The sequence below is a fragment of the Streptomyces albidus (ex Kaewkla and Franco 2022) genome (assembly GCF_013870515.1).
Taxonomy (GTDB): domain Bacteria; phylum Actinomycetota; class Actinomycetes; order Streptomycetales; family Streptomycetaceae; genus Streptomyces; species Streptomyces albidus.
This window is the reverse complement of record NZ_JACBXA010000161.1, coordinates 1-13,747: the sequence shown is the minus strand read 5'-3', so window position 1 is coordinate 13,747 and position 13,747 is coordinate 1. Positions and strand designations below refer to the sequence as shown.

General features: G+C 71.0%; 13 protein-coding genes. 8 read left to right on the top strand and 5 right to left on the bottom strand.

What is annotated here, in order from left to right:
- Positions 1 to 527, bottom strand: a 527-nt coding sequence (locus H5J26_RS21090; RefSeq protein WP_181767484.1) for a sirohydrochlorin chelatase, incomplete at its 3' end; no start/stop codon positions are given.
- Positions 528 to 701: 174 nt separating this feature from the next.
- On the opposite strand from H5J26_RS21090, the gene H5J26_RS21085 reads away from it, so the two are divergent.
- Together H5J26_RS21085 and H5J26_RS21080 are read left to right on the top strand one after the other, a co-directional pair.
- Entirely contained in the window at positions 702 to 2,876 is a 2,175-nt protein-coding gene (locus H5J26_RS21085; protein ID WP_181767483.1) for a molybdopterin oxidoreductase family protein, read from the top strand.
- Between the two features lie 192 nt (positions 2,877 to 3,068).
- Complete coding sequence (locus tag H5J26_RS21080) at positions 3,069 to 3,479, top strand: VOC family protein (protein WP_181767482.1); 411 nt, start codon at positions 3,069 to 3,071, stop codon at positions 3,477 to 3,479.
- A 77-nt stretch (positions 3,480 to 3,556) separates the two neighbouring features.
- Here the strand turns inward: H5J26_RS21080 and cutA are convergent, their stop codons facing one another.
- Together cutA and H5J26_RS21070 are read right to left on the bottom strand one after the other, a co-directional pair.
- A complete protein-coding gene (cutA, locus tag H5J26_RS21075) occupies positions 3,557 to 3,907 on the bottom strand; it encodes a divalent-cation tolerance protein CutA (protein WP_181767481.1) in 351 nt (116 codons plus the stop codon).
- 115 nt (positions 3,908 to 4,022) lie between these two features.
- Positions 4,023 to 5,468: a short-chain fatty acid transporter gene (locus tag H5J26_RS21070; RefSeq protein ID WP_181767480.1), complete on the bottom strand. Its 1,446-nt coding sequence runs from the start codon at positions 5,466 to 5,468 to the stop codon at positions 4,023 to 4,025.
- A 334-nt stretch (positions 5,469 to 5,802) separates the two neighbouring features.
- Between H5J26_RS21070 and H5J26_RS21065 the strand changes: the two genes are divergently transcribed.
- The gene (locus H5J26_RS21065; RefSeq protein ID WP_181767479.1) at positions 5,803 to 6,198 is read left to right on the top strand and encodes a VOC family protein; all 396 of its coding nucleotides are present in this window, start codon (positions 5,803 to 5,805) and stop codon (positions 6,196 to 6,198) included.
- Here H5J26_RS21065 and H5J26_RS21060 read toward each other — a convergent pair.
- Positions 6,138 to 6,890, bottom strand: coding sequence for a helix-turn-helix transcriptional regulator (locus H5J26_RS21060; protein WP_181767478.1), 753 nt, complete (start codon positions 6,888 to 6,890; stop codon positions 6,138 to 6,140). The two genes, H5J26_RS21065 and H5J26_RS21060, sit on opposite strands and share 61 nt — an antisense overlap.
- 182 nt (positions 6,891 to 7,072) lie before the next feature.
- On the opposite strand from H5J26_RS21060, the gene H5J26_RS21055 reads away from it, so the two are divergent.
- The 3 genes from H5J26_RS21055 to nirD are packed head-to-tail and all read left to right on the top strand — an operon-like array spanning position 7,073 to position 11,475.
- Positions 7,073 to 8,428: an NAD(P)/FAD-dependent oxidoreductase gene (locus H5J26_RS21055; protein ID WP_181767477.1), complete on the top strand. Its 1,356-nt coding sequence runs from the start codon at positions 7,073 to 7,075 to the stop codon at positions 8,426 to 8,428.
- Positions 8,429 to 11,095: a nitrite reductase large subunit NirB gene (gene nirB, locus H5J26_RS21050; protein WP_181767476.1), complete on the top strand. Its 2,667-nt coding sequence runs from the start codon at positions 8,429 to 8,431 to the stop codon at positions 11,093 to 11,095. It begins immediately after the preceding gene.
- The gene (gene nirD, locus H5J26_RS21045) at positions 11,092 to 11,475 is read left to right on the top strand and encodes a nitrite reductase small subunit NirD (protein ID WP_181767475.1); all 384 of its coding nucleotides are present in this window, start codon (positions 11,092 to 11,094) and stop codon (positions 11,473 to 11,475) included. The genes nirB and nirD overlap by 4 nt, the downstream gene beginning before the upstream one ends.
- Before the next feature lie 107 nt (positions 11,476 to 11,582).
- Here the strand turns inward: nirD and H5J26_RS21040 are convergent, their stop codons facing one another.
- Positions 11,583 to 12,020 carry a MarR family winged helix-turn-helix transcriptional regulator gene (locus tag H5J26_RS21040; RefSeq protein WP_181767474.1) on the bottom strand — a complete coding sequence of 146 codons (438 nt, stop codon included), beginning with the start codon at positions 12,018 to 12,020 and terminating at the stop codon, positions 11,583 to 11,585.
- A 234-nt stretch (positions 12,021 to 12,254) separates the two neighbouring features.
- Between H5J26_RS21040 and pcaH the strand changes: the two genes are divergently transcribed.
- Complete coding sequence (gene pcaH, locus H5J26_RS21035) at positions 12,255 to 13,025, top strand: protocatechuate 3,4-dioxygenase subunit beta (RefSeq protein ID WP_181767473.1); 771 nt, start codon at positions 12,255 to 12,257, stop codon at positions 13,023 to 13,025.
- Positions 13,022 to 13,606 carry a protocatechuate 3,4-dioxygenase subunit alpha gene (gene pcaG / locus H5J26_RS21030; RefSeq protein ID WP_181767472.1) on the top strand — a complete coding sequence of 195 codons (585 nt, stop codon included), beginning with the start codon at positions 13,022 to 13,024 and terminating at the stop codon, positions 13,604 to 13,606. Before pcaH ends, pcaG begins: the two co-directional genes overlap by 4 nt.
- Positions 13,607 to 13,747 lie beyond the last annotated feature (141 nt).

The window sequence follows — 13,747 nt, the reverse complement described above, 5'->3', positions numbered from 1 at the left end:
TCGCGGGAACCGGCGGAGGCCAGCACGACGGCCGACTTGCCGGTATGGGAGTCGGTCCAGCCCGCCTCCAGCAGCCTCTCGTGCAGTGCGACGGCGAGCAGCGGATGGGGCCCGAGCGGCTGCCCGACGGATGCGCGCAGCTGCGGAGCGCCGGCCAGCGCCAGCGGGATGTCGTGCTTGACGTGGTGCCCTCGTCCGAAGAGCAGCGGGACGAGTACGGCCCGGCTCCCGGCGGGGAGGGAGGCGAGGGTGTCCGGCAGGGCTGGTTCGTTCAGCTCGATGTGGCCCAGCTCGACGCGGAGTCCGGGACGCGAGGCGCGCACGGACTCGAGCAGGGCGGTGACCGTACGCAGCGCAAGCGGGTCGCGCGAGCCGTGGGCGACGGCCACGAGCACGGGAGCGGCCGGCGCCGGGCGGCGTATCGAGCGGAGCTGGGTGTGGAGCTGGCTGGTGAAGCGGGTCATGAGCTGCGCCGTGCTGTCGAGGCTGTGGAGGGGGCCGGGGTGAGGTGAGAGCGACGCCTTCATGTGGCGAGTCTGCCGAGCGGTGTTTGCGTCGCTGTTGCGCCGGCATCACGGGTCGTTGCGGCCTGCTCACATCTCCGCGCCTCACCGGCGAGCGGGGCCGTCGCTGAGGGCCGCTTGCCGGGGGCGTAACCGGGGAGAACGCCGTCCGTAACAGAGACGAACCAGCCTGTGCCCATGCAGATCGACCAGGCGACCAGCACGGGATCCGGCTCCGGCAGCGCCACCGGCACGGACACGCACTGTCCGTACTGCGCGCTGCAGTGCGGCATGACGCTTCGGCCGGTGGAGGGCGCCGCGAGTGCAGACGGGACGTCGGCGGGCGTGGAGGTGGCCGAACGTCCGGCGTTCCCCGTGAACAAGGGCGCGCTGTGCAGCAAGGGCCGCACCGCGCCCGCCGTACTCGCGTCGCACGCACGGATCACCCGGCCGCTCGTACGGCGAAGCTCCTCCGGCGAACTGGAGCCCGCCACCTGGGAGGAGGCGCTGGACCTGGTCGCCGGGGCGCTGGAGCGCACGCGCCGCCTGCACGGTGCGGACGCCGTGGGAGTCTTCGGCGGCGGCGGCCTGACGAACGAGAAGGCGTACGCGCTGGGCAAGTTCGCGCGGCTCGTTCTGGGCACGTCGCAGATCGACTACAACGGCCGCTTCTGCATGTCGTCCGCTGCCGCCGCCGGGACCCGGGCCTTCGGCCTCGACCGCGGACTGCCCTTCCCGCTCTCGGACGTCTCGCGTACGGGCTGCGTCGTCCTCGTCGGCTCGAACCTCGCGGAGACCATGCCTCCCGCGCTGCGGCACCTGACCGAACTGCGCTCGAACGGCGGCACGTTGATCGTCATCGACCCACGGCGCACCCGCACCGCCGAACAGGCCGACCTCCACCTCGCCCCGCGGCCGGGCACCGACCTGGCTCTCGCCCTGGGCCTGCTGCACCTGGTCGTCGCCGAGGGCAGGCTGGACCAGGACTTCATCGACGCCCGTACCAGCGGCTGGCCGGAGGTCCGCAGCGCGGCGATGGCGCACTGGCCGGAGCTGGTGGAGAGGATCACGGGTGTGCCCGTGCCCGAACTGCGCCGGGCGGTGCAGCTGTTCTGCGACCCGGAGAACGCGATGGTGCTCACCGCGCGCGGACCGGAGCAGCACTCGAAGGGCACCGACACGGTCAGCGCCTGGATCAACCTGTGCCTGGCGACGGGACGGGCGGGGCGGGCGCTGTCCGGGTACGGCTGCCTCACGGGCCAGGGCAACGGACAGGGCGGACGTGAACACGGCCAGAAGGCCGACCAGTTGCCCGGCTACCGCAAGCTGGACGATCCGGTCGCACGGGCGCACGTGGCGCAGGTGTGGGGTGTGGACGCCGCGGCTCTGCCGGGGCCCGGGCGCAGCGCGTACGAACTGCTGGACGCGCTCGGCGGGGACATCCGCACGCTGCTGCTGATGGGCTCCAACCCGGCCGTGTCCGCGCCGCGTGCCGGGCACGTCGAACAGCGGCTGCGTTCACTGGACTTCCTCGCCGTGTGCGACGTGGTGCTCTCCGAGTCCGCACGCCTGGCCGACGTGGTGCTGCCGGTGACCCAGTGGGCGGAGGAGACCGGCACCACGACGAATTTGGAGGGCCGTGTGCTGCTGCGGCGCAAGGCCCTCGACCCGCCCGCGGAAGTGCGCACCGACCTCGGCGTCCTCAACGAGCTTGCGGCCCGGCTGGGTTGGGAGAAGGGCTTCCCCGTCGACGCGGAGGAGGTCTTCGAGGAGCTGTGCCGCGCCTCTGCCGGCGGGCCCGCCGACTACTCGGGCATGACGTACGCCCGTGTCGCCGAGGACGACGGACTGTTCTGGCCCTGCCCGGAGCCCGACGGGGCAGGCACCGGGCACGTCACCGCCCATCCCGGCACCCCGCGGCTCTTCCTCGACCGGTTCGCCACTCCCGACGGCCGCGCCCGCTTCGCCCCCGTGGCGCACCGTCCCAGCGCCGAGGAGCCCGACGAGGAGTACCCGCTGCGTCTGACGACCGGCCGGGTGCTGGCCCAGTACCAGTCGGGTGCGCAGACGCGGCGCGTCGACGAGCTCAACGCCGCCGCACCCGGCCCCTTCGTCGAGCTCCACCCGCGCCTGGCGGGGCAGTTGGGCGCCGTGGACGGCGACGCGCTCGCTGTGGTCTCCCGCCGCGGTCGTGCCGTCGCACCGGCCCGCGTGACCCGCGGCATCCGTCCTGACACCGTCTTCATGCCCTTCCACTGGTACGGGGAGGGCAGGGCCAACACCCTCACCAACCCCGCCCTCGACCCGGCCTCGCGGATGCCGGAGTTCAAGGTCTGCGCGGTACGCGTGGAGCTGGCGGCGCAGGCGCCGTGACGGCGGGAAGGCGCTCGGCCCTTCAGCCGGGAACGTTCGCGTACTTCTCCCGAAGTCTCTTCTCCCGAAATCTTCGACGGCACCGATGAGTTGCGGCCGGACCGCCGGTCTCACTTCTCGTAGGAAAGGCCCGGAAGTCAGGAAAAGCTCAGTTCGGAAGAAGCAGACGTGACACGAGAAAGGTGCCCGCTCATGTCGACGAAGATCTTCGTGAATCTCCCGGTGAACGACCTCGAAAAGTCCAAGGAGTTCTTCACCCGGCTCGGCTACTCCTTCAACCCGCAGTTCAGCGACGTGAACGCGGCATGCCTCGTCATCAGCGACGAGATCTTCGCCATGCTGCTCGTCGAGCCCTTCTTCAAGTCGTTCACGAAGAAGGAGATCGCCGACTCCCGCACCAGCACCGAGGTGATGATCGCTCTGAGTGCCGAGAGCAGGGAGCAGGTCGACGACCTCACCGACAAGGCCCTTGCGGCGGGCGGTCAGCCGGCAGGCGATCCCCAGGACCACGGCTTCATGTACGGGCGCAGCTTCTACGACCTGGACGACCACCACTGGGAGGTCGTGTGGATGGATCCGGCCGCCGCCGCACAGCAGGGCTGAACCGCCGCGCACGGCCTGGAAGCCGGCGAACCCCCTGGTGATCCGGCGCGGATCACCAGGGGGTCACCTGGAGGAAGTCACTCCGCGGGCGGCGACCCTGCGTCCGTCTCCTCCGCCACCCATGCGAGGTAGTCGGAGCCGCCGCGCACCACGGGCGTCGCGATGATCTCCGGCACGTCGTAGTCGTGCGCCTGCCGGATGTACGCCTCCAGATCGCCGTAGCGGGCCGTGCTCGTCTTGAACAGCACCTGCCACTCGGGGTCGTGCTGGACGGCGCCCTCCCACCGGTAGACGGAGGTGACGGGCGCGCTGATCTGCGCGCAGGCGGCGACGCGTTGGGACACGGCGCCGGCGGCGAGTTCGCGCGCCTTCCCCTCACTGTCGGTCGTGGTCAGCACGGTCAGAATTCCGGTCTCGGTATCGGCCATGCCCTCACCCTCACATCTGACGCGTGCGACCGGCACGGACTGCGCTCCAGGGGGTGTCCGCGAAGTAGCGTCGTCCGCTTTCCCCGCGCCCCAGGCGGAACTTCGCGGACACGCCCTACGGGAACGGCAGCGTCCCCGCGAACACGGTCACCATGATGAGGACGGCGGGGAAGCAGGCAAGGAACATCGCGAAGGTGTACCCCATGATGTCCCGCGCCTTGAGCCCCAGGATCGCCAAGGTGGGCAGCATCCAGAAGGGCTGGAGCAGGTTCGCCGACGCCTCTCCGAGGTCGTAGACGACGACCATCCACCCCTGGTTGACGTGCAGCTGGTTCGCCGCGTCGATCACGTACGGAGCCTCGATGACCCACTTGCTGCCCCCGCTGGGGACGAAGACACCCAGCACGGCCGAGTAGAGGGCGATGAACGGTGCGAAAAGGACCTCGTTGGAGACGCTCACCAGCCAGCCGGCGATCTGCTTGGAGATGCCGGTGAACGCGATCATGCCGAAGATGCCGCCGTACAGCGGGAATTGCAGCAGCACTCCGGATGCCGCGGGGGCGCCGCGCCGGACCGCGTCGACCATGCGCACCGGGCGCCAGTGCAGGCACAGGGCGAGCAGCAGCAGGATGAGGTTGACGGTGTTGAGGTCGATCGCCGTGATCGGGTTGCCCTCGGCCGCCGAGAAGTGCCGCACCAGGTACCACAGCCCCAGCAGCCCTATCAGGACGGTGAAGACGGGGCTGCTCTCCAGCCAGTCGCCGGGACGCGAACGCTTGACCTCGACCGCGTGCTCCTCCACCAGCGGCCGCAGCTCGATCCCCAGATCCTCGGCGGTCTTCGCACGTGAGGGGGACGGTGCGAGGAACCACGCCATGACGAGCGCCACCACGAAGATGGCCGCGGTCGCCACGAGGCTCTGCCAGGTGAAGATCGTGTCGGTGAGCGGGATGACCTTCTCTCCGCCGCGCCCGTCGGCGATGACGTCCTGCACGGGCTTGGGGCTGGAGACCGTGCTGGCCACCTGGAGGGCCGCGGAGCCCGACAGGCCCTGCGCCCAGACCGTCCCGAGCCCGAGGAAGGACATGGCGCCCAGTGCGCGGTAGTCGACGCCGCGGACGACGCGGGCGATCTCCTTGGCGAGGATCGCGGTGAAGACCAGGCTGAACGCCCAGTTCAGATAGGAACTGATCATCGCCACCGCGGCGGTGAAGGTGATCGCGCTGCGCGGCGACTTCGGTATCTGCGCAAGCCGGGCTATCAGTTTGGCGACCGGCGCGGAGACCGCGACCGCGTACCCCCCGATGATGATCATCGCCATCTGGAGGGTGAACTCGATCAGCGACCAGAAGCCCTCACCCCACGCGTCCACGAGAGCGGTGGGACGCTCCCCCGTCGACAGGCCCAGCGCGAAGATCAGGAACGTGCCGACGAGTACGAACCCGAAGGCGTCCGGGAGCCATCTCTCGGTGAACGCGGTGAACCGCAGAGCGGCCCGTGCGAGCAAGGTCTCCTTCTCGGGTGCCCCGGTGTCCGGTTCGGTGTCGGCATTGCTGGCCATGGTTACCTCGCTCGCTCTTCGGGCCGCGGCGCTCGCGTAGCGGGGCGACGCACCCCTGACCTCGGCTCGTTCGGCAGATCCTGGCGACCGGCGAGCCGGAAAGGAAGAGTCCGCTTGCCCCCGGGGAGCGCAACGTTGCACAACCGGAAGCAACCTGGACCGGGAGACCATTCAGCGGGCCGTGCCTATGGTGTGCGTGACCATTGCGGGAGGCGCACGCGATGGGTGCGCACCAGGTGGCCGGGGGTGTGCGGACGGTCCTCGACCTGCGGCACCCCTCGCCACGTCCGATTCGTTCAAGACCGGCGCGGGCCGCGCCGCCTAGCGTGCGGGCATGACACCAAGATTCGACCTCATCGGTCTCGTCACCGCCGACATGCCGGCCTCCCTCGCCTTCTACCGGCGGCTCGGTCTGGACATCCCCGCCGACGCCGACAGCCAGCCGCACGTCGAGGCGTCGCTGCCCGGCGGACTGCGGATCGCCTGGGACACGGAGGAGACCATCCAGTCCTTCGACCCCGGCTGGAACCCGGGGCCGCGGGGTGGTGGGCGCCTCGGGCTCGCGTTCCTCTGCGACTCCCCCGCCGCGGTCGACGAGCTGTACGCGGAGCTGACCGGGGCCGGCCACGAAGGGCACAAGGAGCCCTGGGACGCCTTCTGGGGTCAGCGCTACGCGGTCGTGGCAGATCCCGACGGCAACGGGGTCGATCTGTTCGCGCGGCTCTCCTGAGGCAGCAACTCCGTGACCGGCACCCCGGCCAGCGCCCTGATCTCCCGCGAGAGATGGGCCTGGTCGGCGTACCCGGCGGTCACGGCGACCCCGGCCAACGGCCCACCCTCCGCGGCCAGCCGTAGCGCCTCACGCATCCGCAGCACGCGCGCCAGGGTCTTCGGCCCGTAGCCGAAGGCATCCCGGCAGCGCCGGTGCAGCTGCCGTTCGCTCAGACCGACGGCACCGGCCACCTCCGCCACTGCCCGCCCCCGTCCGAGCAGACGCGCGACGGTTCCCGTCAAAGAGGCCGCGAACGGCACGTCCCCGGGCTCTTCCCTGAGCCGGCCGGCCGCCAGGGACTCCAGCGCCCGCCCCTGCTCGGGAGCACCGGCGACCCGGTCCGCGAGGACGCGCACCGTGCGCTCCGGCCACACCGCACCGAGCGGCACGCGCTGGTTCGTCAACTCGTGCGCCCGTACGCCGAAGACGGACGGGCCCATCCCCGGTGGGAACCGCAGCCCGGTCATACGGGTGCCGGGCCGCCGGGAGACGAGATGGGCGCAGGTGTCGGGCCCGGCGATGACCAGCGCGTCGTCCCACAGCAGCAGGTCCATGCAGCCGTCGGGCAGCACACGGCTCTGCCCGGCCGGTGCGCGGCTCTGCGTCCACACCACCGCGCCGTCCAGCTGCGATCGCCGTTCGCGGTACATGGCTCCAGCATGGGGGGCGCCACTGACAGAGGGCCCGTGGGTATGGCGGTTTCGCCGCGCGAAGGGCAGGGGCGTCTGCGCCGCGGTGCTCACAGCAGCCGCATCCGCACGCTGAGGGCAGCGTTGCGCGCGGGAAACGACGGTGATGCCCCCGGGTAACAGGCGCACCGCAGTCTCGTTCCATGACCTTGCGACAGCGTGTGGTGGTGATCGGCGGCGGCATGGCCGGCGCACGCCTCGCGCAGCAACTCGACGGGGCCGACGTGGACCTCACCGTCCTCGGCGAGGAACCGCACGCCCCGTACAACAGGGTGCTGCTCGCGGACGTTCTGGCCGGGCGGTACGCACCGGAAGTCATCGCGCTCCCCGCCGTCGCGGCACGGTGGAAGCGCGCCGTACGTGCCGTCCGCATCGACCGGACGGAGCGCCGCGTCATCTGTGACGACGGCAGCGCGCAGGCCTACGACACGCTCGTGCTGGCCTCCGGAGCGAATCCGGTGCTGCCGCCCCTGCGCGGCCTCTTCACTCCCGGCGGCGGTGAACTCCCCGAGGGCGTACGGGCCTTCCGCACCATGGACGACTGCCTCGCCCTGGGCGACCAGGTGCGGACAGGCACGCGCGCGGTGGTCATCGGCGGCGGCCTGCTCGGCGTCTCCGCGGCACGCGCGCTGGCCCGGCGAGGCGCACAGGTCGTGCTCGCGCACCAGGGCGAACGCCTCATGGAACGGCAGCTCGACGACGCCGCCGCGGCACTGCTGCTGCGGCACCTGGAAGAGCTGGACGTCGAGGTGCACACCGAGTGCCGTGTCCGCGGCCTGCACACGCAGCACGACGGCGAAAGCGACGGCAACGGCAAGAGCGACAGCCCAGGCGCTCCCCGATCGGCCCGTTCGACGACGGCCGCTGCTCGTTCCGTCCGCGCAGTCGAACTCGCCGACGGCTACACGCTCGACGCCGACCTCGTCGTCCTCGCCTGCGGCGTGCGCCCCCGGGTCGGGCTGGCGGGCGCGGCCGGCCTGGAGATCGCGAGGGGCGTCGTCGTGGACGACCAGCTGCGTACGAGCGACCCGCACGTGCACGCGATCGGCGACTGCGCCGAGCACGCCGGGGTCCTGTACGGGCTCGCGGGCCCCGCGCAGGAGCAGGCCGACGCCCTCGCGAGGATCCTCACCGCCGATGCCGCCGTCACGGATGCCGGAGTCACGGATGCCGGAGTCACGGATGCCGACGACTCAGCCCCGCGGTACCGGGGAACGCGCGCGCTCACCCGTCTCACCCTCGCGGGCGACCGCCGACTCCCGCTCGACCTGGCCGCGTTCGGCGAGCCGACGTCGCAGCAGGACGACGACGTCGTCCGTCTCACCGACGCCACCCGCGGCACCTACCGGAAGGTCGTCGTCCGCGACGACCGGCTCGTCGGCGGCATCCTCCTGGGCGACCTGGCCGCCGTCGGCACGCTCGCCCGCACCTGGGAGGGCGACGAACTGCTGCCCTCCGAACCGCTGCTCCACCTGCTCACCCACGATGGGGGTTCCTAGATGACGACGCCGACGATTGTGCTGATCGGTCACGGGATGGTCGGCCAGCGCTTCCTGGAGGCCCTGGCAGCACGCGGGGCGACGGGCACCGCACGCGTGGTCGTGCTGTGCGAGGAACCGCGCCCCGCCTACGACCGCGTCCGGCTCACCTCGTACTTCTCCGGCGCGACGCCCGCTGAACTCTCCCTCACCGACGAGGGGTTCATGGACGAGCACGGGATCGAACTGCACGTCGGCGACCCGGCGACGGCAGTCGACCGGGAGCGGCGGACCGTCACCTCGCGCTCGGGACGCACGTTCGCCTACGACGCCCTGGTGATGGCCACCGGCTCGTTCCCCTTCGTACCGCCGGTCCCGGGCAAGGACAGCACGGGCTGCTTCGTCTACCGCACGATCGAGGACCTGCTCGCCATCGAGGAGTACGCGAAGGGAGCCGCGCGGACGGGCGTCGTCGTCGGCGGCGGGCTGCTGGGTCTGGAGGCGGCTGGCGCGCTGCGCGGGCTCGGACTCGCCACGCACATCGTCGAGTTCAACGAGCGGCTGATGTCCCTGCAGGTGGACGCCGGCGGCGGCTCGGCCCTGCGCCGCACCCTCGAAGAGATGAAGCTGAACGTGCACACCGGTGTCGCCGGCGAGCAGATCGTCGCCGACGAGAACGGTGCTGTCACGGCGATGACGCTGTCGGACGGTTCGCAGATCCCGGCCGACATGGTGATCTTCTCGGCGGGTGTACGCCCACGCGACCAGCTCGCGCGTGACAGCGGCCTCGACGTGGGGGAACGCGGCGGAGTCGTCATCGACGAGCGCTGCCGCACCAGCGACCGGCAGGTGTACGCGATCGGCGAGTGCGCCAAGGCCGTCGACGGCATCGTGTACGGGCTGGTCGCACCCGGATACGACATGGCGGAGAGCGCCGCAGAGGCGATCGCACAGCAACTCGCGCCCGGGGACGGGTCACCGGAGGCCGCACCGGCGGGGACGGCGGCCGAAGCTCCCCGCACCTTCACCGGCGCCGACACCTCGACCAAGCTGAAGCTCCTCGGCGTCGACGTGGCTTCCTTCGGCGACGCGCACGGCACGGCCGAGGGCGCTCTGGACGTGATCTACTCCGACTCCCGTGCCGGTGTGTACAAGAAGCTCGTCGTCGCCCCCGACGGCGCCCTGCTCGGCGGTGTCCTGGTCGGTGACGCCGAGGCGTACGGCACCCTTCGCGCACTCACCGGGTCGGTGCCGCCCGTACCGCCCGAGTCGCTGGTGCTGCCTGCCGGTGCCGGCGCCCCGTCGGCGCTGGGCCCGGCGGCTCTGCCCGACGACGCAGTCGTCTGCAACTGTCACCACGTCGACAAAGGCACCGTCCGCGCGGCCGTGAACCAACACGACTGCACGGACGTGCCGTCGGTGAAGAAGTGCACCAAGGCGGGCACCGGGTGCGGCAGTTGCGTCAAGGTGCTCGGCCAGATCGTCGACGCGGAGCTGGAGGCGAACGGCGTCACCGTCGACAAGGGCCTGTGCGGCTGCTTCGCCTACACGCGCGCCGAGCTGTACGAGATCGTTCGCACCCTGCAGGTGACGACCTTCGCCGGGCTGCTCGACTCGCACGGCCGCGAGGAGGCGCGGAAGAGCGACGGCTGCGAGGTGTGCAAGCCGACCGTGGCCTCGATCATCGCCTCGCTCGCGCCCTCCATCGGCGCGGACGGCCACATCCTCGGCGGACCCGGCGGTGAGCAGGCGGCACTCCAGGACACCAACGACCACTTCCTCGCCAACCTCCAGCGGAACGGCTCCTATTCGGTCGTCCCCCGCGTCCCCGGCGGCGAGATCACCCCTGAGAAGCTGATCGTCATCGGACAGGTCGCCCGGGACTTCGGCCTGTATACGAAGATCACCGGCGGCCAGCGCATCGACATGTTCGGTGCGCGCGTCGATCAGCTGCCGGGCATCTGGGCACGGCTGGTCGATGCGGGCTTCGAGTCGGGCCACGCGTACGGAAAGGCCCTGCGCACGGTCAAGTCCTGCGTGGGCAGCACCTGGTGCCGCTACGGCGTGCAGGACAGCGTCCGCATGGCCATCGACCTCGAACTGCGCTACCGCGGACTGCGTTCCCCGCACAAGCTGAAGTCGGCTGTCTCCGGCTGCGCCCGGGAGTGCGCCGAGGCGATGGGCAAGGACTTCGGAGTCATCGCCACCTCGAGCGGCTGGAACCTCTACGTCGGCGGCAACGGCGGAGCCACACCACGCCACGCCGACCTGCTGGCCCAGGATCTGAGCGACGCCGAACTGGTTCGGCTGACGGACCGGTTCCTGATGTTTTACATCCGCACGGCTGACCGGTTGGAGCGCACGTCGGCCTGGATCGAGCGGATCGAGGGCGGCCTCGACCACGTCAGGGACGTCGTCGTGCACGACTCGCTCGGTCTGTGCGACGAGTTGGAGGCCCTGATGGCCGATCACGTCGCCCACTACCGGGACGAATGGGCGGCGACCCTGGCCGATCCCGAGAAGCTCGCGCGGTTCGTCTCCTTCGTCAACGCGCCGGGCGTCCCGGACCCGTCCGTGCAGTTCGTCTCCGAGCGCGAGCAGATCAAGCCCGACCTGACGCTGCTCTCCGGGCCCGACATCCCCGTACGCACCGCAGACCGCAAACTCGAAGGGACCGCTTCCCGATGACCGCGACCACCGTCACGACCGCGCCCGGCGCCCCCGCTGAGAGCAGCACCGCAGCGCGGCGGATCGAAGTACGCGAGGGGCAGCGCTGGTTCGCGGTGTGCGCCCTGGACGAGCTCACCCCCGGCCGGGGTGTCGCCGCGCTGCTGCCCGACGGGACGCAGGCCGCCGTGTTCCTGGACCGCTCCGGCCGCCCGTACGTGATCGGCAACCGCGACCCCTTCACGGGGGCGTACGTCCTCTCCCGAGGCCTGCTCGGCTCCGCGGAGGGCGGGTCCTTCGTCGCCTCACCGCTGCTCAAACAGCGCTTCGACCTGGAGACGGGACGCTGTCTGGAGGACCCGGCGGTCGGGGTCCCGGTCTTCCACTGCCGGACGCGCTGACGTCCACGGCGCCGGCGGACGGAGAGGCGCGCGGCGCCTGAGGGCGCACCTGTCCGGATCACAACTGCCGGATCGTGCGCGCCGGATCGTTCACGCAGCGCCCCGCCTCAGCCGCGCAGCTCCTCGGCCGCCCCGGCGACACGGGCGATCAGGCGCAGCAGGGTCTCCTGCTCGTCGACGTCGAGCGGTGCGAGGAAGACGCGGTTCATCCGCGCCGTCCGGGTGACCAGCTTCCTGTGCACGCGGCTGCCCTGTTCCGTCAGCTTCAGCACGTTGCGGCGCCCGTCCATCGGGTCGCGCACGCGCTCCACGAGTTCCCGACCGGCCAGGCGGGCCACGAGGTCCGCGATGGTGGAGCGGTCGAGGTGCACGTGCTCGCTGAGGGTGCGCTGGTCCATGCCCGGCTTCTCCTCCAGCGCGTTGAGCACGGCGAACTGCGGCGACGTCGTCTCCTCGGAGACCATCGCCCCCCACAGGAGCGAGTGCGCCTGCTGGAGCCGGCGGGCCAGATGCCCGGGGTGCGTACTCAGATCGACCGCCGCCATCGCTCTCCCTCATGGCTGCTCATCCGCCAGAATCAATGGGTGTACTGACTGATTCTCGCGTCAGAAGGCACTGAGTGTCGAGACCACCCCGCCTTTGCCATGGTCTTGACGCACCTGGCGCGGAGTGGCAGCGTCGAAGGAGCTTCGCAGAAATAGTCAGCACACTGAGCAATTCGAGCTCGATATCCCCGCTGCGCTGCGTCCGTCCGCGAGGACCGACAGGAGTACGTCCACATGTCCCTCAGTCAGCACGACATCGACCGCGAAGTCGCCGAACTGCGCGACGCGTACGAGAAGTCACGTGCCGGCGGCGCACCCGCCGCCCACCATCCGTCCCGTGATTACGCGCCCTACCGCAGCAGCGTGCTGCGTCATCCGAAGCAGCCGCTCGTGCCCGTGCAGCCCGACCCGGAGACCGTCGAGCTGCACACGCCGGTCTTCGGCAGCACCGACGTCACCGACATCGACCACGACCTCACGCGGCAGCACCACGGTGAGCCGCTGGGCGAACGGATCACCGTCGCCGGGAGGCTCCTGGACAGCGCCGGGCGTCCCGTACGCGGGCAGCTGATCGAGCTGTGGCAGGCCAACGCGGCCGGCCGCTACGCCCACCTCCGCGATCAGCACCCCGCGCCGCTGGACCCCCACTTCACCGGCGTCGGACGCACCCTCACCGGGGACGACGGCAGTTACAGCTTCACCACGATCAAGCCCGGCGCCTACCCGTGGCGCAACCACGAGAACGCCTGGCGCCCGGCCCACATCCACTTCTCGCTGTTCGGCTCCGCGTTCACACAGCGGCTGATCACGCAGATGTACTTCCCCAACGACCCGCTCTTCGCCTACGACCCGATCCTGCAGTCCGTCACGGACGAGTCGGCACGGCAGGCGCTGGTCGCCACCTACGACCACAGCCTGTCCCGTTCGGAGTGGTCGCTGGGCTACCGCTGGGACATCGTGCTCGACGGTCCGTCCGCAACCTGGATCGAGGAGGGCCGCCGATGAGTGCCCTGCAACCCACCCCGTCCCACACTGTCGGCCCGTTCTACGGCTACGCCCTTCCGTTCCCGGGCGGAGGCGACGTCGCACCCGCCGGGCATGCCGACGTCATCACCGTGCACGGCAGGGTCTACGACGGCGCCGGGGAGCCCATCCCGGACGCGCTGATCGAGCTGTGGCAGGCCGACACGGACGGTGACCTCTCAGGCGCACCGGGTTCCCTGCGGCGCGACCCGGTCACCGGCGGCTACCTGGGCCGCAACGGCGTGGACTTCACCGGCTTCGCCCGCGTGCCCACGGATGCGGACGGGCAATGGAGCGTGCGCACCCTCCCGCCCGGCGCCCGTCCCGGGCACGCGCCGTACATCAGCGTGTGCGTCTTCGCACGCGGACTGCTGCATCATCTCTTCACCCGCGTGTACTTTCCTCAGGACACCGATGCGCACGCCATCGACCCGCTTCTCGCCTCGCTCGACGCCGATCGGCGCGAGACCCTGGTGGCGACGGCAGAACGTGCCCCGGGCTCGTACCGCTTCGACATCAGGCTGCAGGGCGAGAAGGAGACGGTCTTCCTTGAATTCGACTGACGCGGATCCAGGCCCCGACCCCGGCCGTCCTCCGGCCCCTCCCCCGGAGGACATCGGCCTGCTGGCTCCCGGCCGCGCGGGCTCGGGGGCCGAGTCGGGCACGAGCGATTCAGCCGTGCTGCAGGCCATGCTCGACGCCGA

Excerpts from the sequence above, each read along its gene's own strand:
- H5J26_RS21085 (WP_181767483.1), top strand. The coding sequence starts at position 702 with ATGCAGATCGACCAGGCGACCAGCACGGGATCCGGCTCCGGCAGCGCC.
- H5J26_RS21080 (WP_181767482.1), top strand. The coding sequence starts at position 3,069 with ATGTCGACGAAGATCTTCGTGAATCTCCCGGTGAACGACCTCGAAAAG.
- cutA (WP_181767481.1), bottom strand. The coding sequence starts at position 3,907 with ATGGCCGATACCGAGACCGGAATTCTGACCGTGCTGACCACGACCGAC.
- H5J26_RS21070 (WP_181767480.1), bottom strand. The coding sequence starts at position 5,468 with ATGGCCAGCAATGCCGACACCGAACCGGACACCGGGGCACCCGAGAAG.
- H5J26_RS21065 (WP_181767479.1), top strand. The coding sequence starts at position 5,803 with ATGACACCAAGATTCGACCTCATCGGTCTCGTCACCGCCGACATGCCG.
- H5J26_RS21060 (WP_181767478.1), bottom strand. The coding sequence starts at position 6,890 with ATGTACCGCGAACGGCGATCGCAGCTGGACGGCGCGGTGGTGTGGACG.
- H5J26_RS21055 (WP_181767477.1), top strand. The coding sequence starts at position 7,073 with ATGACCTTGCGACAGCGTGTGGTGGTGATCGGCGGCGGCATGGCCGGC.
- nirB (WP_181767476.1), top strand. The coding sequence starts at position 8,429 with ATGACGACGCCGACGATTGTGCTGATCGGTCACGGGATGGTCGGCCAG.
- nirD (WP_181767475.1), top strand. The coding sequence starts at position 11,092 with ATGACCGCGACCACCGTCACGACCGCGCCCGGCGCCCCCGCTGAGAGC.
- H5J26_RS21040 (WP_181767474.1), bottom strand. The coding sequence starts at position 12,020 with ATGGCGGCGGTCGATCTGAGTACGCACCCCGGGCATCTGGCCCGCCGG.
- pcaH (WP_181767473.1), top strand. The coding sequence starts at position 12,255 with ATGTCCCTCAGTCAGCACGACATCGACCGCGAAGTCGCCGAACTGCGC.
- pcaG (WP_181767472.1), top strand. The coding sequence starts at position 13,022 with ATGAGTGCCCTGCAACCCACCCCGTCCCACACTGTCGGCCCGTTCTAC.